General features: G+C 32.0%; 25 protein-coding genes and 1 other RNA gene. 9 read left to right on the top strand and 17 right to left on the bottom strand.

What is annotated here, in order from left to right; genetic code table 11:
• The first annotated feature begins 122 nt into the window (after positions 1–122).
• Together M0M57_RS01500 and M0M57_RS01495 are read left to right on the top strand one after the other, a co-directional pair.
• Positions 123–521, top strand: coding sequence for a transposase (locus tag M0M57_RS01500; RefSeq protein WP_248433141.1), 399 nt, complete (start codon positions 123–125; stop codon positions 519–521).
• Positions 488–1,360 carry an IS3 family transposase gene (locus M0M57_RS01495; RefSeq protein ID WP_326930623.1) on the top strand — a complete coding sequence of 291 codons (873 nt, stop codon included), beginning with the start codon at positions 488–490 and terminating at the stop codon, positions 1,358–1,360. The genes M0M57_RS01500 and M0M57_RS01495 overlap by 34 nt, the downstream gene beginning before the upstream one ends.
• A 180-nt stretch (positions 1,361–1,540) precedes the next feature.
• Here M0M57_RS01495 and M0M57_RS01490 read toward each other — a convergent pair whose 3' ends face one another.
• Positions 1,541–3,289 carry an ABC transporter ATP-binding protein gene (locus M0M57_RS01490; protein WP_248434725.1) on the bottom strand — a complete coding sequence of 583 codons (1,749 nt, stop codon included), beginning with the start codon at positions 3,287–3,289 and terminating at the stop codon, positions 1,541–1,543.
• Positions 3,286–4,026 carry a tRNA pseudouridine(38-40) synthase TruA gene (gene truA / locus M0M57_RS01485; protein ID WP_248434723.1) on the bottom strand — a complete coding sequence of 247 codons (741 nt, stop codon included), beginning with the start codon at positions 4,024–4,026 and terminating at the stop codon, positions 3,286–3,288. Before truA ends, M0M57_RS01490 begins: the two co-directional genes overlap by 4 nt.
• Positions 4,027–4,052: 26 nt before the next feature.
• Here truA and M0M57_RS01480 point away from each other — a divergent pair, with 26 nt between their 5' ends.
• On the top strand, positions 4,053–4,298 hold the full coding sequence (locus M0M57_RS01480) for a hypothetical protein (RefSeq protein ID WP_248434721.1): 246 nt from the start codon (positions 4,053–4,055) through the stop codon (positions 4,296–4,298).
• A 104-nt stretch (positions 4,299–4,402) separates the two neighbouring features.
• The gene (locus tag M0M57_RS01475; RefSeq protein ID WP_248434719.1) at positions 4,403–4,900 is read left to right on the top strand and encodes a metallophosphoesterase family protein; all 498 of its coding nucleotides are present in this window, start codon (positions 4,403–4,405) and stop codon (positions 4,898–4,900) included.
• Here M0M57_RS01475 and M0M57_RS01470 read toward each other — a convergent pair.
• The 4 genes from M0M57_RS01470 to M0M57_RS01455 all read right to left on the bottom strand — a co-directional run bounded on the left by M0M57_RS01470 (position 4,897) and on the right by M0M57_RS01455 (position 8,210).
• Positions 4,897–6,645: a sensor histidine kinase gene (locus M0M57_RS01470; RefSeq protein WP_248434717.1), complete on the bottom strand. Its 1,749-nt coding sequence runs from the start codon at positions 6,643–6,645 to the stop codon at positions 4,897–4,899. The two genes, M0M57_RS01475 and M0M57_RS01470, sit on opposite strands and share 4 nt — an antisense overlap.
• Positions 6,638–6,943: a hypothetical protein gene (locus tag M0M57_RS01465; protein ID WP_248434716.1), complete on the bottom strand. Its 306-nt coding sequence runs from the start codon at positions 6,941–6,943 to the stop codon at positions 6,638–6,640. Before M0M57_RS01465 ends, M0M57_RS01470 begins: the two co-directional genes overlap by 8 nt.
• Positions 6,944–6,945: 2 nt before the next feature.
• On the bottom strand, positions 6,946–7,608 hold the full coding sequence (locus M0M57_RS01460) for a response regulator (protein WP_248434714.1): 663 nt from the start codon (positions 7,606–7,608) through the stop codon (positions 6,946–6,948).
• A gap of 188 nt (positions 7,609–7,796) precedes the next feature.
• Positions 7,797–8,210 carry a DUF4293 family protein gene (locus tag M0M57_RS01455; protein ID WP_248434712.1) on the bottom strand — a complete coding sequence of 138 codons (414 nt, stop codon included), beginning with the start codon at positions 8,208–8,210 and terminating at the stop codon, positions 7,797–7,799.
• 175 nt (positions 8,211–8,385) lie between these two features.
• Between M0M57_RS01455 and rho the strand changes: the two genes are divergently transcribed.
• Complete coding sequence (gene rho / locus M0M57_RS01450) at positions 8,386–10,113, top strand: transcription termination factor Rho (RefSeq protein WP_248434711.1); 1,728 nt, start codon at positions 8,386–8,388, stop codon at positions 10,111–10,113.
• Positions 10,114–10,181: 68 nt separating this feature from the next.
• Here the strand turns inward: rho and tpiA are convergent, their stop codons facing one another.
• The 5 genes from tpiA to M0M57_RS01425 all read right to left on the bottom strand — a co-directional run bounded on the left by tpiA (position 10,182) and on the right by M0M57_RS01425 (position 14,286).
• The gene (gene tpiA, locus M0M57_RS01445) at positions 10,182–10,937 is read right to left on the bottom strand and encodes a triose-phosphate isomerase (RefSeq protein WP_248434708.1); all 756 of its coding nucleotides are present in this window, start codon (positions 10,935–10,937) and stop codon (positions 10,182–10,184) included.
• Positions 10,937–11,437, bottom strand: a complete 501-nt coding sequence (locus M0M57_RS01440) for a TlpA family protein disulfide reductase (protein WP_248434706.1) — start codon at positions 11,435–11,437, stop codon at positions 10,937–10,939. The genes tpiA and M0M57_RS01440 overlap by 1 nt, the downstream gene beginning before the upstream one ends.
• Positions 11,438–11,518: 81 nt before the next feature.
• A complete protein-coding gene (locus tag M0M57_RS01435) occupies positions 11,519–12,595 on the bottom strand; it encodes an ABC transporter permease (RefSeq protein WP_248434704.1) in 1,077 nt (358 codons plus the stop codon).
• 1 nt (position 12,596) lies between these two features.
• A complete protein-coding gene (locus M0M57_RS01430) occupies positions 12,597–13,703 on the bottom strand; it encodes a BT_3928 family protein (RefSeq protein ID WP_248434702.1) in 1,107 nt (368 codons plus the stop codon).
• 37 nt (positions 13,704–13,740) lie between these two features.
• On the bottom strand, positions 13,741–14,286 hold the full coding sequence (locus tag M0M57_RS01425; RefSeq protein ID WP_248434700.1) for a DUF1599 domain-containing protein: 546 nt from the start codon (positions 14,284–14,286) through the stop codon (positions 13,741–13,743).
• 85 nt (positions 14,287–14,371) lie between these two features.
• Here M0M57_RS01425 and folP point away from each other — a divergent pair, with 85 nt between their 5' ends.
• Together folP and M0M57_RS01415 are read left to right on the top strand one after the other, a co-directional pair.
• On the top strand, positions 14,372–15,196 hold the full coding sequence (folP, locus tag M0M57_RS01420; RefSeq protein WP_248434698.1) for a dihydropteroate synthase: 825 nt from the start codon (positions 14,372–14,374) through the stop codon (positions 15,194–15,196).
• 1 nt (position 15,197) lies between these two features.
• Entirely contained in the window at positions 15,198–15,914 is a 717-nt protein-coding gene (locus M0M57_RS01415; protein WP_248434696.1) for a hypothetical protein, read from the top strand.
• A 260-nt stretch (positions 15,915–16,174) separates the two neighbouring features.
• Here M0M57_RS01415 and rlmH read toward each other — a convergent pair whose 3' ends face one another.
• Positions 16,175–16,648, bottom strand: coding sequence for a 23S rRNA (pseudouridine(1915)-N(3))-methyltransferase RlmH (rlmH, locus tag M0M57_RS01410; protein ID WP_248434694.1), 474 nt, complete (start codon positions 16,646–16,648; stop codon positions 16,175–16,177).
• Positions 16,649–16,725: 77 nt separating this feature from the next.
• Here rlmH and rnpB point away from each other — a divergent pair.
• Positions 16,726–17,051, top strand: an RNA gene (rnpB, locus tag M0M57_RS01405) — RNase P RNA component class A.
• A 136-nt stretch (positions 17,052–17,187) separates the two neighbouring features.
• Here rnpB and M0M57_RS01400 read toward each other — a convergent pair.
• Positions 17,188–17,955, bottom strand: coding sequence for a hypothetical protein (locus tag M0M57_RS01400; protein ID WP_248434692.1), 768 nt, complete (start codon positions 17,953–17,955; stop codon positions 17,188–17,190).
• 471 nt (positions 17,956–18,426) lie between these two features.
• Here M0M57_RS01400 and M0M57_RS01395 point away from each other — a divergent pair, with 471 nt between their 5' ends.
• Positions 18,427–19,236, top strand: coding sequence for a T9SS type A sorting domain-containing protein (locus M0M57_RS01395; protein ID WP_248434690.1), 810 nt, complete (start codon positions 18,427–18,429; stop codon positions 19,234–19,236).
• A 64-nt stretch (positions 19,237–19,300) separates the two neighbouring features.
• Here the strand turns inward: M0M57_RS01395 and M0M57_RS01390 are convergent, their stop codons facing one another.
• From M0M57_RS01390 to M0M57_RS01375, 4 genes are read right to left on the bottom strand one after another with little or no spacing between them, the layout of a single operon-like run.
• Entirely contained in the window at positions 19,301–19,909 is a 609-nt protein-coding gene (locus M0M57_RS01390) for a hypothetical protein (RefSeq protein WP_248434688.1), read from the bottom strand.
• Positions 19,893–20,477 (bottom strand): 16S rRNA (guanine(966)-N(2))-methyltransferase RsmD, encoded by a 585-nt coding sequence (gene rsmD, locus M0M57_RS01385; protein ID WP_248434686.1) that lies wholly within the window; start codon positions 20,475–20,477, stop codon positions 19,893–19,895. Before rsmD ends, M0M57_RS01390 begins: the two co-directional genes overlap by 17 nt.
• Positions 20,474–21,295, bottom strand: coding sequence for a DUF3822 family protein (locus M0M57_RS01380; RefSeq protein WP_248434684.1), 822 nt, complete (start codon positions 21,293–21,295; stop codon positions 20,474–20,476). Before M0M57_RS01380 ends, rsmD begins: the two co-directional genes overlap by 4 nt.
• Positions 21,279–22,040 (bottom strand): hypothetical protein, encoded by a 762-nt coding sequence (locus M0M57_RS01375; RefSeq protein ID WP_248434682.1) that lies wholly within the window; start codon positions 22,038–22,040, stop codon positions 21,279–21,281. The genes M0M57_RS01380 and M0M57_RS01375 overlap by 17 nt, the downstream gene beginning before the upstream one ends.
• Positions 22,041–22,131: the final 91 nt, after the last annotated feature.

The raw sequence follows: 22,131 nt of genomic DNA, 5'->3' as shown, positions 1-22,131 counted from the left end.
AATTACAGACTGCGAATTTAATGATTTAATATGTTTTTAAAAAGTTTTTTGAAGACTGTTTTCGGTTGTCCGTTGTCGGTTTGTACGTCCCTGATATAGGTTGACCACAAAAGTCAACTTATATGAAAGCAAATTTGAGAAAAATTAAGAAGTATCGATTTTATTCTACCGAGTTTAAACAGGAAATAGTTTCGTTATATGAAAGCGGAATTTACAGTGTTTATCAATTAGAAAAATTATATGGTATCTGTAATAAATCTATTTATCAATGGATTTATAAATTTTCTACCTTTAACAAAAAAGGAATACGGGTTGTTGAGATGAAAGAAAGTAACACTCAAAAGCTAAAAGAGCTAGAGCAGAAAATTAAAAGTTTGGAGCAAATAGTTGGTCAGAAGCAAATTCAGATTGAGTATTTGGAAAAGATGATTGATATTGCCAAAGATGAGCTAAATATTGACATTAAAAAAAACTCAAGCACCCTACAATCCAATGGTTTAGAGAGAACAAAGAAAAAGTAAGTTTCTCTTTAAATAGTCTGTACAAGGTTGTTACTATATCTAAACAAGCTGTGAATAAATATTGTAAAGAACAAAAATTATTCACCGAAAAAGTAGAGAAATTAGTAATCGAAGCTCAAGAATTAAGGAAAGAGCATCCGGGTTGTGGGGTTGAAAAAATGTATTACGTACTTCGACCAGAGTTTTTAGGAAGAGATAGGTTTATAGATATTATGATGGATTTAGGATTTAGAGTTCAGTATAAAAAGAATTACAAACGGACAACTTATTCCATTGCAAATCAATATCCAAATTTAATAAAAGGATATTTGGTTAATAAACCGTCAACAATATGGCAATCAGATATTACCTATATCGCTTTGGGGGAAAGATTTTATTATGCTGTTTTTATTGTTGATGTATATACAAAGTTGATTGTTGGTCACAGAATATCTAACCATATGAGAGGAACAGCAAACCTTGAAGCGTTAGAAATAGCTTTGAAAGAGTATGATGCTCCAAAAATTCATCACTCCGATAGGGGAAGTCAATATTTATATCATGAGTATATAAATCTATTAAAGTCAAGGGGTTCAAGAGTCAGTATGGCAATTTCTGCTCAAGATAATGCTTATGCTGAAAGGATAAACAGAACAATTAAAGAAGAATATTTGGATTATTGGAAGCCAAAAACATTTGAGGAATTACAAAGAAATATAAGCAAAGCAGTTTGGCATTATAATGAAAAGAGGATTCATAAAAATTTAAACAAAATGACACCGAGAGAGTTTTATGAAAATTGTTTCAAAAAGAATTATAAAAATCCAATTATTGAAATCTATGACAATGGTTCGGGATAAAAATCATAAAAGTTATTTCCAAAATTTTTTTAGCCAGTTAAAAGGGCTAAAAATTTCAGAATAACTTTTATTTTTGATCAGTGATAAATTTAAACATTAGTATTAAAAACCGGTCAACCTTATTTAGGGATTTACAGTTATCCGAAAACAGATAACAGATAACCGACAACGGACAACTTTCTACTGTTCCGTAACAAACTGTGAATCGTATAAATTTTTATAAAAGCCATTTTCGTTTAATAATAGTTCGGCGTGATTTCCTTGCTCTACAATTTTACCTTTGTCCATAACAATGATTTTATCAGCATTCACAACAGTTGCCAAGCGATGAGCAATCACGATAGAAGTTCTTCCTTTGGTCACTTTTTCAGTGGCTCTTTGAATTAATTCTTCAGAATACGTATCAATCGAAGAAGTGGCTTCATCCAAAATTAAAATACTCGGATTGCTCACATAAGCTCTCAAAAAGGCAATCAATTGTCGTTGACCGGAAGAAAGCATTACACCGCGTTCTTTTACATTATAATCATAGCCATTGGGTAAAGTCATGATAAATTCATCTACACCAATTTTTTTGGCAGCTTCAATTACATCTTCTCTGGTAATGTTTGGGTTATCAAGTGTAATATTGTTAAGAATCGTATCAGCAAACAAAAATACATCTTGCAAAACCACGGCAATTTGTTTTCTAAGACTTTGCAATTCAAATTCGTTGATGTTTCTTCCGTCGATGGAAATCGTTCCGCTATTAATTTCGTAAAATCGATTTAATAAATTAATTATTGTTGATTTTCCGGCTCCGGTGGAACCTACAATGGCGATGGTTTCTCCCGGATTTACTTCTAAATTGATTCCTTTGATGACTTCTTCATCTTCAATATAACCAAAACGAACATTTTGAAAAGATAATTTTCCTTCAAAATGTGGAGCTTCAACCGTGCCGTTTTCTTGCACTTGATCCTGAATATCCAAAATAGCAAAAACACGATTGGCGGCAATCATTCCCATTTGCATCTCATTGAATTTATCTGCAATTTGACGGAGTGGGTTAAATAACATTCCTATCAACATCGTATAGGTAAATAAATCGCCAAAAGTGGTGGTAGTGTCTCCGCCAATCAGCGATAATCCACCTACATAGACCACAAAAGCTAATGTGAAATAGGTCACTAAGTCGGCAATTGGAAAGAAAATCGAGTTATACCACACTGTTCTAATCCAAGCTTTGTTGTGTTTATCATTGATGACTTTGAACTTTTCATAATCAATTTGTTCTCTTGAAAAAAGTTGAACAATTTTCATTCCGGTCACTCTTTCTTGCACGAAAGTATTGATGTTGGCCACTTGTGTTCGAACTTCCTCAAACGCCGATTTCATTTTTAATTGAAAAATTCGTGTGGCATAAATTAAAATCGGCATGGCCAAAATCGCAATCCACGAAAGTTTCCAATTCATAAAAAACATGACAAAAATAACAGCGACCATTTTCATTAAATCACTTATAATCATGAATAATCCTTGGCTGAAAATACGTGCAATAGCTTCAATATCCGAAACAGAACGAGTTACCAATTGACCAACCGGAGAATGGTCGTAATATTTCATTTTAAACCGAAGCATGTGGTCAAAAAGCTTAATTCTGATATCGCGAACAATATCTTGCCCTAACCAATTGGCCCAATAGACAAAGTAAAATTGTGATATAACTTCGAGAATTAATACGATTCCCATCAACATGATATAAAACATCAAGCCATGGCTGTCATGGGTTTTGATGTAATCATCAACTGTGTTTTTTAATAAATAGGGGCGAAGAGCGGCAAAAACCGAAAGTCCGATTGCCCAAAATATCACTCCTTTAAACCGCCATTGATAAGGTTTGGTGTAGAATAAAATCCGTTTGAATAATTGAGTGTCAAATGCTTTCATTCGGTGCTGTATGGATATAAAATTTGGGTTAAATAGAGTCCGTGAGCCGGTGCAGAAAATCCTGCTTGACTTCGGTTTTTACTTTCGATGATAGTTCGTAAATGTTCCGGTTCAATTTTTCCTTGGCCAATATTAATCATAGTTCCCACGATTGCTCGCACCATATTTCGTAGAAAACGATCGGCAGTTATCGTAAAAATCAATTGATTCTCATTTTGCTGCCAAAAGGCGTTTTTTATTTTACAATTAAAAGTAAAAACATCGGTATTCACTTTTGAAAAGCATTCAAAATCGGTGTATTCCAACAAAATTTTTGCCGCTTGATTCATTTTTTCCAAATTTAAAGGATAAAAATGATACCAGCTTAATTCATTAATAAAAGCATCTTTGGTGGAATGAATGTGGTATTCGTAGGTTCTTTCAATGGCATCAAAACGGGCATGAGCTTCCGCATTCACTTCAAAAATAGAATGAATTACGATGTCTTTTGGAAGATAGGAATTGAGTTTAGGAACCCAAAAAGTACTATCAATAGCCTCTTCAAAATCAAAATGAGCAAACATTTCTTTGGCATGAACTCCTGAATCTGTTCGACCGGCCGCCACAATTTCTATTTTATTTTTAAGTAAAAGAGAAAGTGCTTTTTCCAATGTTTCCTGAACAGATACTGCATTGGGCTGCGTTTGCCACCCGTGGTAGTTGGTTCCGTTATATGCTAGTTTGATAAAGTATCTCATATTTTCAATCTACAAAGATAATTGAATTGAAATTGTATCAAATTTACGGAGGATATAATTTTACGTTAAACTTTAAGATGGGAGATGGAAGATGGGAGATGGAAGATGGAAGATGGAAGATGGAAGATGGAAGATGGAAGATGGAAGATGGAAGATGGAAGATGGAAGATGGAAGATGGAAGATGGAAGATGGAAGATGGAAGATGGAAGATGGAAGATGGGAGATTTCGGTTACAGTTTTCACACAAACTTGTCATTCCGTAGGAATCTGAAAAAGCAAATGAAGTTTAAAAGGTTCTATTATTTTCAAAATAGAAAATAAGCTCTTATTATTTTTCTCTTTGTATCTTCGTGCTTTCTTGGAAAAAAAATAAAATTGAAAAAAATTCTTCTTCTTTCTGACACGCATAGTTTTATTGATGAAAAGATTCTGAAATATGTTCGTTTAGCCGATGAAGTCTGGCATGCCGGCGATATTGGTGATTTGACTGTGACCGATGAAATTAAAAAACTCAAACCGCTACGGGCTGTTTATGGTAATATAGATAATGATAAAGCTCGGATGGAATTTCCTTTGAACAATCGTTTTTTTTGTGAAGGTGTAGAGGTTTTAATAACACATATTGGTGGTTATCCTGGAAAATATAATCAGACGATTCGAAAGGAACTTAAAAATAATCCGCCAAAATTATTTATTTGTGGGCATTCGCACATTTTAAAAGTGCAGTTTGATAAAACATTGAATTTACTTCACATGAATCCCGGTGCAGCCGGAATCAGTGGCTTTCATCAAGTGCGAACAATGCTTCGATTTGAAATTGACGGAGAGCAAATTAAAGCTCTAGAAATTATTGAAATGGAGAAGAAAGTTTAATGTGGAATTTGAAGTTTAATATAAACTAATGTTCCGGCGTTCATTTTAGAATTGATTGTAATTTTTCCTTTCAAATTTTTAACACGGGCTTTAATTTGAGTTAGTCCAAAACCGTCACTACTGTATGTTTTAGTACTGTCAAATCCTTTTCCGTTGTCTTCTACGTTAATGATAATTTGATTATTTCGTTCTTCAAGCGTTATATATCCACTTGTAGCTTTACTGTGTTTAACGATATTGTTTACTAGTTCTGTGATAATAAAATATACCTTAATTTCAAATTCTTCGTTATATCTTTTTTGGTTTGATCCAAAGTAATTGAATGTAAAATTGATGATAGAATTTGAATTTTTTTCGCACAAATCTTGCACGGCATAATACAAACCTAACTTTGCCAAAACAGGCGGAACCAATTCATGCGATAAATCACGAACTTGATCATGTGCTTCTTTTAAAAGCGATCGGGCTTTTACAATTTCTTCCGGAATTTCATCTTTATGACCAACTAAGTATGCAGAAAGATGCAAACCTGCCGAGGATAACAAAGCACTGATGTTATCGTGTAAAACTTCGGATAGTTTTTTTCGTTCTATTTCCTGACCATCAATGGAAGCATTGATTATATTTTCCTGAATTTCACTATCTAATTCTTTAATTTTATTGCGTTGTTTTAATTGTAAGTTTTGATAAAAAAAGTAGAAAAGAACCAAACTAAATCCAAATAAAGCTACGAAAATAAAAATGATTTTTTTGTTTCGGCTTTGTCTTTCTTCTAATTGTTTAGATTTTTCTTTGTATTCATCTTCAACTTTATCAATGTTGTATTTGGTTTCAATTTCTCGAATTTTATCGCTTAGGTTTTCATTGTATAGTTTTTGACTGTAATCATAAGCCAAAGAACTATTGAAATTTGCCTTTTGATACTCTCCCATTTGTTCGTATGCATATACTAAATTACGGTATAACTCAACATAATCAAATGTAGTTAAATCGTCTTTGTACTCATTTTTAATTTTTTCATATGTTTCAGCTCCTTTTTTAAAATTATTTTCATACTGCATGTAATAGTAGCCATAATTGCTTAATGTTCCAATAATTGAGTTTTTGATATTGTGTTTTACAGCAAAATTATAGGAACTGTCTAAATATGATTTTGCATTTTCTTTTTCATTTATTAAGGTGTAATAAACAAAATGATTATTGTAACTAAAGGATAGACCTGAAATGGAATTCGTTAATTTATCTAATACAAACTTCTTTTTCATGTAATAATATGAGCTATCAATTCTATTTGTTGTATGCAAACGAAATAGGTTGTGATAAACATGAATTAGTGAGGCAGTATCTTTTTCGATTAAGGCAATATGTTTGGCTTTATAGTAATTTTTAAATGCTTTTGAAGTATCACTAACAATAGAATAACGAGTGGCAATTTGTTCAATTATTTCTGCTCTACCTTTCAGTTTGTTTTTTTCAGAAATAGAAAGGGCTTTATAAAGTGTTACTAAAGCTTTTTCATGATCATTGAGTGAACCAAAAAGTTTTGATTTTCTAACTGAAATTTTGCAAAAGTCATTATATTTTTTTTGTGCAAAATAGTCATCAGATTTTTTTTTCGCATAATTAATAGCTTTTATCAGTTCTTTTTTTTCTGTATAATAATCGATTGAGTCAATTTTTGATTGGCTGAAGGTAGTTGTTAAAACAAAAAATAAAAAGAATGTATTTAATAAAAGTTTAGCCATTGACAAAAATTTTCACTTTTGGTTTTGTAGAATTTCCATCTCCCCAGTCCCCTCCAATTGGATTAAAATTTTGTTGTACAAATTGAATTTCAATACATCCATTATATTGATTACAAATTATATTGTCAGTAATATAATTTGATGAAGGCTGTGTTTGTCCTTTATTTAAATTGATCGCAACAGAATATACGCCATCCTTATGACTAACAATAGCATTACAGTTATCAGGAAAGCTAAAGGTTAAATTATAGCTATTTGTATTAATTCTTGCTGTTGAATAAGTGCCTAAAAGTTCCATATTTATTGCTTTATTAAGTTGTTTTTGATAGCAAATTTAACAATACCAATCGTGTTTTTAACGTTTAGTTTTTTGATTAAATTTTTGCGATGAGTTTCAACTGTATTTAAACTGATGGAAAGTTCTTCGCCAATTTCTTTTCCACTGTATTCTAAAGAAATAAGTTTTAAAATTTCTAATTCTCTATCAGTTAAAGTAGCGTTGATGGAAATTTCATTAGTAGAAGGTTCTGCACCATTTCCAGAAAAAGAACTGAAAATTTTTTCTTGAATATTTTGAGAAAAATAATCTTTACCGGATGCAACACTTTCAATAGCCTCAATAATACTTTCACCGGCACATTGTTTAGATAAATAACCGTTGGCACCAAGTTTTAAAACTTCTTTGATTAATTTGATATCATCATAACTGGATAGAATTATAACTCTGCAGGAATGTTTGGTTAGTGAAAGTTCTTTAAGTACTTCAATACCGTCTTTGTGTGGCATGTTGATATCCATGATTAGTATTTCTGCACCGTTTGACAGTATATTATTCACTAAATCCACTCCGTTTAGTGAATGACCCACTACTTCAAACTTTGAATTTGTTTTAAGTACCGCAAGCATTCCGTCAATTAGAACCTGATGATCATCGGCTAAATGAATTCGTATTTTTTCAGACATGTATTTTTAGAAGTTGGTTTAATATAATTAGGTAATACCAAATGTAGAAAAAAATACGAATGTTTTAACTATTTCGTGCATTATTTGAGAGTACTTTTTTGATAGTTAAACCAAGAAACTTAGTAACAAAAAAATCCGAACCATTGGTTCGGATTTTTAACGCACTAAAATAAACTAAGTTTACTGTATTATTTACGTAGTCTGCTCGACGATTTTACGAGCTTTTCGTCCTTTAGAATAGCGATATTGGCTAACGCTAAAAATACGATAGAAATTAAAGGAAGAACTAGCCCAATACCCTTCTTTGATACATGTGGATCTCCAGATAATTTGGGGGCATAAAACATAAATAATAACAATAAAATTATATTTAATATCATATTCAATCTGCAAAGTACAAATTGATGTTGTCTTTTTTTGAAAGATAATATTGCTAATATTGATAACAAAGAACTAAATCCAAATAAAATAGAAATAGGTAAATCTTCTTGAAAATAAATAGGAAAACCGTTTTCATTAAACCATAGAGGAAAGAAAAAAGGTAATATTCCTGCACATATAATTGCACCAATAAGGTAAAGAGACTGTATTCTTTGTAACATGTTTATTTATTAGCTCAGCAAAAATATATTTTCTTTTTCAATAATTGCTATTGTTTATTAAAAAATATTTGTATTATTGCATTGTAAATCTGTTTTTTCTTCATTACAGCAGATAAAATATTTATAGTGTACCTCATTACATTTTCCGACTAAAAATTAACATCATAGAACATTCATGTTTGAAATTTCTGTATTAAAAGAAATGAAGCTTTCTGAGCTTCAAGAAATTGCGAAAGCTGCCAAAACAATTAAATTCAACGGCGTAAAAAAGGACGATTTAATTCAAAAGATTATTGAAACGCAAAATAGTGTTTCAAAATCTGAAGAAAATCAGTCTAATGATGCTGCTTCTAAATCTAAAAGAGCCAGAATAATCGCTCCTAAAGAAAAAATAGAAGAGGTTTCTACTTTGTTTTCTGAATCAGAAGCAAAGAAAACTGTTGAAGTTGAAAAACCGGTTCATGTTGAAAAACCTTCAGATCCACAAGAATCAACGGAAGATTTAAAAAAAGTAGAAAGACCGGTAAAGTTTGTAAAATCAAAGTTTGAGAAAAAGGTTTTTAAAAAGAATCAGGAAAACTCTGAAGTAGCTGAATCTTCAGAAGCAGAATCCCCTGTTGCAAACGATGAAAGTCAGCCATCCAATCAAGAAAATCAGCCGCAACGTCAGCAAAACCAACCTTTTCAAAAGCACCAAAATGGTAATGGAAACGGAAATGGTAATCAAAATCAAAATCCAAACTTCAAAAACAAAAAAACCAACTATCGCGATGCCGATTATGAGTTTGATGGAATTATAGAAAGTGAAGGTGTTTTAGAAATGATGCCCGATGGTTATGGTTTTTTGCGTTCTTCCGATTATAATTATTTAGCTTCACCCGATGATATTTATCTTTCCACTTCACAAATCAGATTATTTGGTTTAAAAACCGGAGATACTGTAAAAGGTGTGGTTCGACCTCCAAAAGAAGGAGAGAAGTTTTTCCCTTTAGTAAAAGTGTTAAAAATTAATGGTCATGATCCGCAAGTCGTGAGAGATCGCGTTTCGTTTGAACATTTGACTCCGATTTTTCCACAAGAAAAATTCAAATTAGCCGAAAAACAAGCTACCGTTTCAACCCGAATTATCGATTTATTTTCTCCTATAGGAAAAGGGCAACGCGGAATGATTGTAGCTCAGCCAAAAACAGGTAAGACAATGTTGTTGAAAGATATTGCCAACACCATTGCCGCCAATCATCCGGAAGTATATTTAATAGTTTTATTGATAGACGAACGTCCGGAAGAGGTAACCGACATGCAACGAAATGTGCGTGGTGAAGTTATCGCATCAACGTTTGATGAACCAGCTGATCGCCACGTAAAAGTAGCTAACATCGTTCTGGAAAAAGCAAAACGTTTGGTAGAATGTGGTCACGATGTAGTGATTTTATTAGATTCGATTACGCGTTTGGCACGAGCTTATAACACAGTTCAACCGGCATCCGGAAAGGTATTGAGTGGTGGTGTTGATGCGAATGCATTACAAAAGCCAAAACGTTTCTTTGGAGCTGCTCGAAACATAGAAAATGGTGGTTCTTTAAGTATTATCGCAACGGCTCTTACTGAAACTGGGTCTAAAATGGACGAAGTTATTTTTGAAGAATTCAAAGGAACCGGTAACATGGAACTTCAATTGGATAGAAAAATTTCGAATAAGCGTATTTTCCCTGCGATTGATTTAACTTCTTCAAGCACACGTCGTGACGATTTGTTATTAGACGAAAACACCATTCAACGAATGTGGATTATGCGAAAATATTTAGCCGATATGAATCCGGTAGAAGCAATGGATTTTATTAACGACCGATTCAAGAAAACCCGAAACAACGAAGAGTTTTTGATTTCGATGAATAATGGGTAATTTCAATATAGGAGTATAAAAAAAGTCGTCTAATTTGACGACTTTTTTTATACTTAATTTTTAAATGATTAATTAGCGGCCAAGACAATTTTAGTAAAATCATCACTTTTTAAAGCTGCTCCACCAATCAAACCACCATCCACATCCGGTTTAGAAAAAATTTCGGCCGCATTTTCAGGTTTTACGCTTCCACCGTATAAAATGGAAACATTGTCTGAAACATCATTTCCATAATTTTTATTAATGATTTCACGGATGAATTCATGCATTTCTTGAGCTTGTTCAGGTGAAGCTGTTTCACCCGTTCCAATGGCCCAAACAGGTTCATAAGCTAGGATAATATTTTTCCAAGCCGAAGATCCTAAGTGAAACAATCCGTCTTTCAATTGATTTTCCACGACATTAAAATGTTGTCCCGATTGACGATCTTTTAATTCTTCGCCAAAACAGAAAATGACTTCCATTTCGTGTTTTAAAGCGGTATCCACTTTATTAGCAAGCAAAGCATCGGTTTCGTGAAAATAAGCTCTTCGTTCAGAATGACCTAAAATCACGATATTGATACCAACACTTTTTAGCATTGAAGCTGAAATTTCACCCGTAAAAGCTCCGCCTTCCGCTTGGTGCATATTTTGAGCTGCGACTTCAATGTTGGTGAATTCCAAATGATCGGCTGCGGCTGATAAATTCACGAATGTTGGAGCAACGATGACTCTTTGCTCTATATCGGTTGGAATTTTATCAATCAATTCGTTTAATAAATCTTCGGTTTCTTCTGCATTTTTATGCATTTTCCAGTTTCCTGCAACGATTTTTTGTCTCATTAGTTAAGGTTTTTTATAGTCGATATCAATTTTTCATCATCTGCTTCGATAGCTCTATACAAAGCAATTTTTCCTGTTTTATCTAGAACGATGTAACGCGGAATCCAATCTAAATCAATTGATTTTTTAAATGATCCATCTTTCCATGGTGACAAAATTAAATAATGTTCGCCATTTACAGCATATTTTTCAATTCCATTTGCCCAACTTTCAGGCGTTTTGTCATACGATAGAAATAAATAAACCGCATCAGGAAATTGTTTTTGTAACGCCTCCACTTTTGGCATTCCTTTAATGCAATCCGGACACCACGATGCCCAAACATCAATAACAACGGTTTTGCCTTCGTATTTTTTTAGGATGTCTGAAAAAGTTAATTCAGTTCCGTCAACAGACAACATTTTATCAGCTAAAGCTTCTTTTGAGAATTCCGTTTTTTGAGCATTTGAGCAGGAAATCAATCCCAAAGCAACAAAAAAAGACACTATTATTTTTTTCATAATTTAATTTTTTATCACACAAATTTACGATAACTCAGGAAATGAAATCCCAAAAAAGTCCTAATTAAAACCGAAAACGTTTTAGCTTAACCTTATTTTTGGATCGAGGTAAGCATAAACCATATCCACTAAAATATTGATTACCACAAACGTAGTAGCAATCACGATTACAGAACCCATAATTACTGGTAAATCCAAGTTGTTCAATGCTTCAACGATTTCTTTCCCAAGTCCGTTCCAACCGAAAATGTATTCTACAAAAACGGCTCCGGCCAACATCGAGGCAAACCATCCTGAAATGGCTGTAACGACAGGATTTAACGAGTTTTTTAAAGCGTGATTTTTAATAATCTGATAAGAATTCAATCCTTTTGCTTTGGCAGTTCTGATGTAATCTTGTCCGAATGTTTCGAGTAATGAATTTCGCATCAATTGAATGACAACTCCAAGCGGACGAATTCCTAAAACAATGGACGGTAGAATTATGTTTTTCCATTGAATAGTGCTTCCTTCGCCAAAATCATCCACTTCATACAAACTTCCGGTCATATTGAGCCCTGTGTAATTGTGAAGCACAAATCCGAATAACCAAGCAAATAAAATCGCACTAAAAAACGACGGAATACTCATACCTAACGTACTGATAAGAGCAATAATTCGATCTAACAAAGTGTCTTTGTAAAGTGCAGAGATGATTCCCAAAAAAACACCAATTACAATGGCAATGATAATGGCAAAAATGGCTAAGATGAAGGTGTTTGGTAATGTGTTTCCAATCACATCTGTCACTTTTTTACCGCTTTTTTGAAAACTTTCCCTTAAATAAGGTGTCTTTAAAACAGTGGTTGTATTTCCTAATTTCACTAATTCAAAGGCATTGTATTTTCCTTCCGATAAAAAAGTATAATCTTCCTGATTAGAACTGTGAAAAGAAATTGGCGACAAATCATTCAAATAATATAAATATTGTGTAGAAATTGGTTTATCAAAACCATACTTTTTCTTCACAATTGCCAATTGTTCTGAGTTTTCATTTTGATCGAGCATCATGCGAGCAGGATCGCCGGGAAGTATTGTAAACAAAACAAAAATAACCGTTATCACACCAAAAAGTGTAAGCAGAGCATAGCCAATTTTATTTAGGAGATAGCGAATCAACTTATTTTAAAGTTACTTTATCAATATCATTAAAATGCTTTTTCTCTACAATCGTTCCTTTTTCTAAAACAACTATACTCGGATTGGCTCTTTCGATTGTTTTTAAGGTAGTTGCATCACAGAAATAATAGTCAAAACTAAATTTATATTCCGCTTTTATTTGGTCAATAATCGATTTGTCTGAAGAAGTCATTCCGATTACTTTATAGCCTTTTTTGGTCGCTTTTTGGTAAAAATCTTCCAACTCATTTAAACCATCATGTTCTGCTTTTGTTAAATCATACGAAATTAGCATAATCAATTTTGGTTCGTTCAGCATGTCTTCGGTATAATCACTTCCGTCCAATTCAATCGTAAAATCGTGAATTGGTGGCACATAACCTTGGGTAATTAATTTATCTTTTCTATCCACAAATTCAGCTGTTTCCGGCACTTTATTTGCCATGACATCATCTTGTGAAAATTCGGTATCTAAACCATTTACTTTGTAAATAAAAATCATTTCATATTCCGACATTTGAGCACCGGCCGGGATTTCCATTCCTTTTTGTATGTTGGTTCCCTCGGCATACGCTCTAAAATCAATAAAAGGCAAATGCATTAATACGGTGTAAGCCATCCATAAACAAAAAATATAAGAGGCTAAAACGGTGATGTTTAAAGCTAATCTTCCAAAAAGCGGTTGAATGTATTTTAAATTAATCAATAAAATTAATATCAAAACCAGCAGAATAATATCTTTTGTAAATGATTCCCAAGGCGTTAATTTTAAAGCATCGCCAAAACACCCGCAATCTGTTACTTTATTAAAATAAGCCGAATAAAAAGTTAAGAAAGTGAAAAATACAATCATCAAAAACAAACTCCAAACCGTGAATTTTGGTTTAAAACCGATGAGTAACATCACACCTAAAACTACTTCAAAAATGACTACAAAAACGGCAATCATCAAAGCAATTGGCATTAGAAAGGGTAAGTTTAAAACGCCTTCCGAAAAATATTCTTCTAATTTAAATGAAAATCCAACAGGATCATTTAACTTGATTAATCCGGAAATGATGAATAATAATCCGACTAAAATTCTGGAAATATGAGTGATGATTTTCATGTTGATAATGTGTAATTAGTTAATGTGGCAATTTAGTTTATTTTTCGTGGAAACCTAAATGAATTAAGGCAAAAACGGCATAATTAATCATATCTTGATAATTAGCATCAATGCCTTCAGATACTAAAGTTTTTCCTTTATTATCTTCAATTTGTTTCACGCGAAGGAGTTTCTGCAAAATTAAATCGGTTAATGAACTCACACGCATTTCTCGCCAAGCTTCGCCATAATCGTGATTTTTATTTTCCATTAACAACTTGGTTTCGGCAATTTTTTCGTCATACAAATGAGTGGCTTCTTCTAAACCTAAATCGGGTTGATCGACCACACCTTTTTCCAACTGAATTAACGCCATAATCGAATAATTGATAATGCCGATAAATTCTCCGGTTTCGTCTTCTTGCACTTTTCTCACTTCATTTTCTTGAAGACTTCTGATGCGTTGAGCTTTGATAAAAATTTGATCGGTAAGCGATGGTAAACGTAAAATTCGCCACGCACTTCCGTAATCTTTCATTTTGTTGCAATATAATTGTCTACAAATGGCAATTACTTTATCATATTGTTGGGACGTACTATTCATTATTGAATTATATTTGTAAAGATTTTCAAAAATACAATTTTCAAAACAAGTAGATACTACTTTTTAAAGCCTTTTTTCAAACGATATGTTAATAAACTGCCTCGGAAATTTAATCGATTTGTCTTCGCCCAAAGTGATGGGGATTTTAAATCTTACACCGGATTCTTTTTTTGACGGAGGAAAATACCAACAAGAAACCGAAACTCTCAAAAGAATAGAAGTGATGTTGACCGAAGGTGCTGATTTTGTTGATATTGGGGCTTATTCCAGCAAACCTAATGCTGAATTTGTTTCGGAAGAAGAAGAATTAAATCGATTACTTCCTATTTTGAAATCGGTTTTGAAAGAATTTCCAAATATTATAATTTCGGTTGATACATTCAGAAGCGAAATTGCCAAAACTTCTATTGAAAATGGTGCAGCGATGATTAACGATATTTCTGCCGGAAGTTTAGATGAAAAAATGATGGAAACGGTGGCGAAATTTCAAGTTCCTTACATTATGATGCATATGAAAGGAACGCCACAAACGATGATGAATTTGACTAAATATGATGATATTGTCAAAGAAATGCTTTTCTATTTTTCTGAAAAAATTACTCAAGCCAGAAGTTTCGGAATTAATGATTTGATTATCGATCCCGGTTTCGGATTTGCTAAAACGGTTGAACAAAATTACGAAGTGATGCAAAAGCTGCAATTGTTTCAAATGACGGAATTACCAATTTTAGCCGGAGTTTCGAGAAAATCAATGATTTATAAACCACTTCAATCAACTCCCGAAAAAGCATTAAATGGAACAACCGCTCTTAACATGATTGCGTTGACAAAAGGAGCTTCAATTTTAAGAGTTCACGATGTAAAAGAAGCGGTAGAATGTGTAAAATTATTTTCTTTAATGAGTTTGTAAGATGAAAAAACTGACCTTACTTTTTTGTGTTTTGATGATGATTTCCTGTCAAAAGGAAGTTGAATTAGTGAAAGCAAATCGAACGATTGATTCTACAGTTGTAGATCATTCGCCTATTTATATTTTTTTGGATGCAAAAGATAAAGATACGCTTGCCGAAGTGAACAGAAAAAACACCATCGGAACAACCAATTGGATTTTTCATGTAGATAAACGTCTTCCGTTGAACGTTGCAATTCCAGAAATTGTGGCGTTGCAAGACAGAAGAGACAAGGCTCAATTTCATAAAAATGAAGAAGCCGGAAATTATTTCTCCTACACAGACAGCGTTCAAAAAACATTGGCATTCATACCGTTTAAAGAAGTTGATTATAGCTACAATAGTTATTTCTCTTCAATTTATGTAAAGGAAAATCCGGATTATCATCTTCATTTTCAGACTTTTTCGGTGAATTTTAAACCGAAAAATAAAGTTTCTGTGGATGGAAATGAAGTAGAAATGAATGAACTACTTACTTTTTTAAAAGAATATACAGCTTTTTCCAGCGAAGGGAAACGAGTTTTAATTTATTTGAATTTTGATGAACGTCTTACCTTTAATCAGTATTTATCCAAACTAATCGAACTAAAATCACTTGAAAACGACATGGTTTCAATTTCTCCAATTCATTTTATTTATGATAAAAAGAAGTTGCCGGATTGTGATTGTGGGATGTAAAAGTTGCGGGTTGGAAGGTTGCGGGTTTGAAGGTTGCGAGTTACGGGTTGCGAGTCGAAGTTACGGGTTTCAGGTTTCAGGTTTTTCAACGCAAAGTTGTCATCCCGAAGGAGGGATCTCATAATGTTAGGTTTTTTTTGTAATTCTTAGAGACTTTGTGCCTTTGTGGCAAACTAAAAATTCTGTGCTTTCCGTGTTTTCTGTGAGAATAAAAATTTGAAATTCTTAGAGTTCTTTGCGATTAAAAAAAGGATCAACTTCTATTGATGATGATAAGGTTCATTCCTCAAAATAGTAAATCCTCTATAAACCTGTTCAATAAAAAACAACCGCACCATTTGATGTGAAAAAGTCATCTTTGAAAGCGAAATTTTTTGTTGAGCTTTTTGATAAACTGCTTCCGAAAAACCATAAGGACCTCCAATTACATACACCAACGTCTTAATTCCGGCATTCATTTTCTTTTGTAATTCATTTGCAAATTCAACACTTCCAAACGATTTCCCGTTTTCATCCAATAGAATTAAAAAGTCAGTAGGAGCGAGTTTGTTCAAAATTAATTCGCCTTCTTTTTCTTTTTGTTGAGCTTCAGAAAGATTTTTTGCGTTTTTGATGTCTGAAATAATCTCTAAATCAAATTTCACATAAAAGGATAATCGTTTTTGATATTCATCCATCAAGGTTTGAAGGTTTTTATTATCCGTTTTACCAATGGCAATTAATTTGATGTTCATTTTGAAACTTTTTTCAAATGTACAAAGTTATTTTTTTTTCATTCGCCCAATAATAGCAGATTATAAACTATTTTTGCACCGCAGACCGCCTTATCGCTTTCAGTAATGAGAGAGGAAAGTCCGGACACCAAAGAGTAGCATAACGGGTAACGCCCGTCTCTCGTCTTTCGGGACGAGAAGGACCAGTGCAACAGAAAGTATGTACAGTTCGGCTGTAGTGAAACCAGGTAAACTCTATGCGGTGAAATGCCATGTATATCAACGTTCTGCTTCGGCAGATAAGAGCTACTCGTTCGATGTTGAAGGGTAGGCAGCTAGATTCAATGGGTAACTATTGAGCAAGATAAATGATAAGGGTTCGTTTTGGCGAATACAGAATCCGGCTTATAGGTCTGCTTTTTTTTGTACACTTTAATCGCAAAAATTCGTGAAAATTTATTCAATTACAGAATTTTTCAAGAGAACATTTTTAGGACTGTAAATTATATTTTTTGTGTAAACTATATAAGAAAAGGTATATTTACAAAGTATCATATGTATTAGAATTGATTCCAAAATTCATCACTTTGATTATCCCAATCTTGATTTTCGTTATATGAAGAGTAATCTATTTCATCATAAACTATGTTTTTAATAAACATTTGATCTTCAAAATTCTTACTGTACTCTCTAGGGCTTTCTAAAATAAAATTAAATGAATACCTTTCAACTGGTAAAAAATTGTTTTTAAAAAAGGAAAGCGGAAAAACTTGACAAATATAACCTTCTCCAATATCAGTTTTTATAAAATTTCCAATCGATAAAATACCATAATGATTTAAAATTAATAATAAATCTATGCCATAAGACATGTTGTAGAAAACATTATTTAGATTAAGTTTCTTATTTGGAAATTCATAATTGTGACAAATTTCAATGATTTCTTCACTAACCATATCGAACAATTGTAATCTCAAAATATTTTTCTTATTCGTTTTACAAACAACATAATGTCTGTCATTGTATTGGATTGGAGATTTTTCATAGTCTAAAGTTTTTATTACTGTTAAATCATTACAATAGACTTCATTATTAAAGAATTTTCGGCCATTATTGTTCCAATTACTTACACGTAATTGTAAATTAAATCTTACTATTTGCATATTATTACATTTTGAAAGTAAATGATAATTTTTTTTAGTAAATAAAACATAAAAAAAGTCATCTTCAACTTTAAGTCGAATAATCTTGCATGAAAGTGAGGGAAAGCCCTCTATATTTTTTGGAGGCAAAAATTTTTCAATTTTGCCCTCTACTACAAATTTCATGAGAATTTTTTAAAATTATAATAATTATCTAGTTTTATAAAGTCTTATTTAAAGAGCCTTCATCTATAAATATCTATGACTTAAATTAAAAACGTTATATTTTTAATTTTGTGCATATTATGAAATTCTATTTATTGTTGATTAAGTGTATAATTTCAAACATAACTATTTTATCAAATATAATTAAATTTTATTATTAAGTTAGATTAGTTATAAGTAACCTTTTGTAAATTAAGAAGTCAATAAAAAGAATAATTAAAGAACTAATAATTTATTTTAATTAGTAAATCAAATTCTAAAGAACATCATAATTATCTATTTTTTTTAAAAAATTACCTTCATTTTAGTCTTTTTTACATTATTGATTTGCTACTTTTTTGTCAATATAAAAAATAATTTCTTAAAAAATTGTTGTAAATAAAATTATTTTTTTAAATTTACGTAATCGATTACATTTATAAATTTAAAATTATGAATAGAAAATTACTTTTTAGCTTATTGACACTTTTATGTGTGATGACATCCGATGCTCAAACAAAAGTTTGGAATTTTTTAACCAACATGACCATTTTACCGGATAATTTTCCGGGTGTACCAGGCGGAACAGAAGATATTGTGGATGATTTAGGTCGATTTGGCCACATCACATCAAACAATTTTTCATCTCAATCTACTGGAACTTCTACTTTTTCCGATGGCTTTCAATCTAACAGAAGAGCAAATATGAATGGAGGTTCCGTAGCAGAAGGAGCATTGCCAACTGTTCGATTTTTCTTTTTTGATGTCTCAGATAATTGTACTATAAAAGTTTGGGCCAGAGAGCAAAACACATCTACTCGAACCCTTCTCATCAGTGATGGAGAAAATGTGCTTGCCAGTGCTTTAAATTCTACTAATCCGGGTGCTTTTATACTACAAGCAAACAATACAAATGGAGCAAGGAGAATATTTGTTTATTGTGATGCAAATGGCTTTGGGATTTATAAAATTGAAGTGGAAGGTGCAACAGTTAGCACTACAGTACCAATGTCTGAATGGCTGTTAAATGTTCAAGAAACAAAGCTGTCAAATATCAATTATTATGTAAAAGACAAAACAGTTTACTTAAATAATATTGATTCAGAATTAGAAGTTTCTGTGTTTTCTATTACAGGTTCATTGGTTAAATCTGTAAAAACTTCATCTTCAGAAATGTCTTTTGATATAGATCAAACAGGATTTTATATTCTTAAATTGAATAGTAGTGAGGGACAAAAATCAATTAAATTAATTGTAAATTAAAAAAAATAGTAAATAAGTTATTGATTAAATTGGTGGTTGTGAATTGGAGGTGTTTGGCCATGTCTTATTCACAACCACCATTTTTCTTAAATGTTTTCAATTCCTTTTTTAAACATTTTTTCAAAATGGTTTGAGCCGATTTTCCAAAAACAACATCATCACGGTTATTTTCTACTTCAATGCTTCCAGTGGTTGTGTGCGAATAAATTAGGCTTCCTTTGTTTACATCATAAACTTGAATGGTAATGGATGCAGATGATTCTTCAGCATTTTTCATCGGTTTGATAGTAATTCCTCCAATATCGTTGGCTAAAATACTGCCCACAACTTGAATTACATAATCAACACTATTGGTAGCTTTTAAAAACGTTAATTGTTCCCTTGAATTTTTATCTGTTAGAATAGGAACATTATAAGCTGCTTTTTTCTTTCCATAGCTAAGATAGAGTGAATCGTTCAGACAGGATGAAAGAGTTGCTTCGGTTGTAGTAGATAAATCATTCCATGCTTTTCCATTTACGGTAACATGATTTAAAAACCATTTTCCTTCCGAAAAATTTATGTCATATAAACTTGATTCTGCAATTGATCTATAGTGCGGAAAATAGCAAGAATTAAATACTAAAAGCAGAGCAAAAAGTCCAAAATAGGTAAGTCTATTCTTCGCTATCATCTCCTTCAATTTCATCATTGTCTGATTCATTTTCCAATTCAAAAAAGGAAAAAGTTGAGCCACCATAATTTTTTTGAAATGAAAAATTGGAAAGATGCTCCAATTTGGTGTGCTTAGAATGTTCCACTATCATCATTCCGTCCTCTGAAAGAAGTTCTTTTTCAAAAACGATTTGTACCACTTTTTCAAAATTTTCTTGTGTCATTCCGTAAGGCGGATCGGCAAAAACAATATCATAATTACCTTTGGTTTTTTCTAAAAATTTAAAAACATCGCTTTTAATGGCGGTGATATTAAATTCAAATTCGTCCGTTGTTTTTTTGATGAAGGAAATACATCCAAAATCAGCATCAACTGAAACTATTGCTTCACTACCACGCGAAGCAAATTCAAAACTAATGTTTCCGGTGCCGGCAAATAAGTCTAAAACCGAAAGTTCGGCAAAATTAAAATGATTGTTCAAAATATTAAACAACGCTTCTTTGCTCATATCGGTCGTGGGGCGAACAGGTAAGTTTTTGGGTGGTGATAATCGGCGACCTTTGTATTTTCCGGATATGATTCTCAAGAGTTAAATAGTATAAAATGGGTTCTGTTTTCCTGTGCCGAAAAAGTGTTTGATTTTTGTAAATCAGAAACATCCAACAAAGTAGTGTTTCTAACGTATTTGTATGCTTTTTGATATAATTCGTCTTGTTCTGTGCAATCACCTAAAATGTTTAATTTAAACGATTCCGGATTCAGATGAAGTTGCTCGGCGGTGAACAATAAATAATATAAAAAGTCTTCTGCTGTTTGGTATTCAAACGAATTGAAAAGCAGTAATTTTTGATTTTGAATAACAATGATTTCAAAATGAGTTTTCGTTACATGTACAAACACGTTTTGCGACACATCATTTTTAGATAAGTCAAGTAATTTAGAAACTAAAATTCCGCTATAATGTTGGTATTCAAAAGAACCAAATTGATCAATCAGATAGTTGTTTATGTTTACATAAGGTACATAAACATTCATCATTTCATATTTTCCAATTTCATCAACGGCAAAATAATCGGTTTCAAAAACTTTGGTGTTATATTGAAGGTAGCTTCCTTTATAATCTTCGTCAAAAAGCGGTTTTGGCACAAATGTACTCAGATTGTTTTCATGCAAAACAGTAATTTGATCATATGATTTGGTTAAATCGGTATAATCTAGAATAGATTTCCAAAGACTGTTTTCGATGCTGAAATTTTTTGGAAATTTAGTAAAATCAATGTTGTTAAAAGAAGTTATCAGCCCAGACAAAGTGTCACGGCAACAAAAAGAAAGCCCATTCAGTGAAACCTGAATGGACAACTTTTTATAACTTTTTTCGGTAATTGAATTATTCGTTATTTCCATATTTTTTAGGCCAGTTTCCTGACAAACTAACTTCTTCCATTGATCCAAGTAGGATGTATTCTCCGTTGATTCCGTCTACAGAAACAACTTTTCTTTCTTTAGCTACTAATCCTTGATCTTGATCTGTTAGTAATTTTGCTTTTTCAAGTTTTGCTTCAAAAACAGGAACATTCAAATCATTTTTCTTAATGAATCCAGATTTCAAATCAATTTTAGCTTCAATGCCATCAACTCTTACAAGATTTAATCTTTTGTAGCGATCTGAATTTTTAAATAAAGAATCTTTAATACTTACTTTACCTAATTCTTTAGTCACAACAACGTCTTTAAAATATCCACCTGTTCCGTCCGGACCAACTGTAAGACCAAAAGCTCTGTTTCTTTCAGCATCAATAACAGAGGTGTCTTTTCTTTCGATGATGGTGAATTTTTCATTTTCAATAAAAGTAATTAACGTATCTAAATTGTCGGTGTATTTTCCGTTGATAGATTTATAGGCTTGCTGAACAGCCTTAATATCCAACATTTTGTTAACTGCAACCTGAAAACGTTTCTCTTTTAATTTGTCAAAACGAATTGGATCCTGAATTGATTCGTAAATTAAATATCCAAACACTAACGTTACTATCCATAATACAATTGAAATAACAGGTTTCAATTTTGTATTAGTGTTTTTATCCAGTAATTTTACAATTCCAAAAATGGCTAATGCAAGTACTACAACAATTATAACTAATTTAATCATCTTGATTTTTTTTAATTTCAGTTTAAGGCAAATCTACAATTTTTTTTTTTTCTCAAAAGCATTTCACACAAAATTCATCAGTATATTTGAA

The sequence above is a fragment of the Flavobacterium azooxidireducens genome, assembly GCF_023195775.1.
Classification (GTDB): Bacteria; Bacteroidota; Bacteroidia; order Flavobacteriales; family Flavobacteriaceae; genus Flavobacterium; species Flavobacterium azooxidireducens.
Note: the sequence above shows the minus strand (reverse complement) of the source record. Positions and strands in the feature narration are given on the sequence as shown.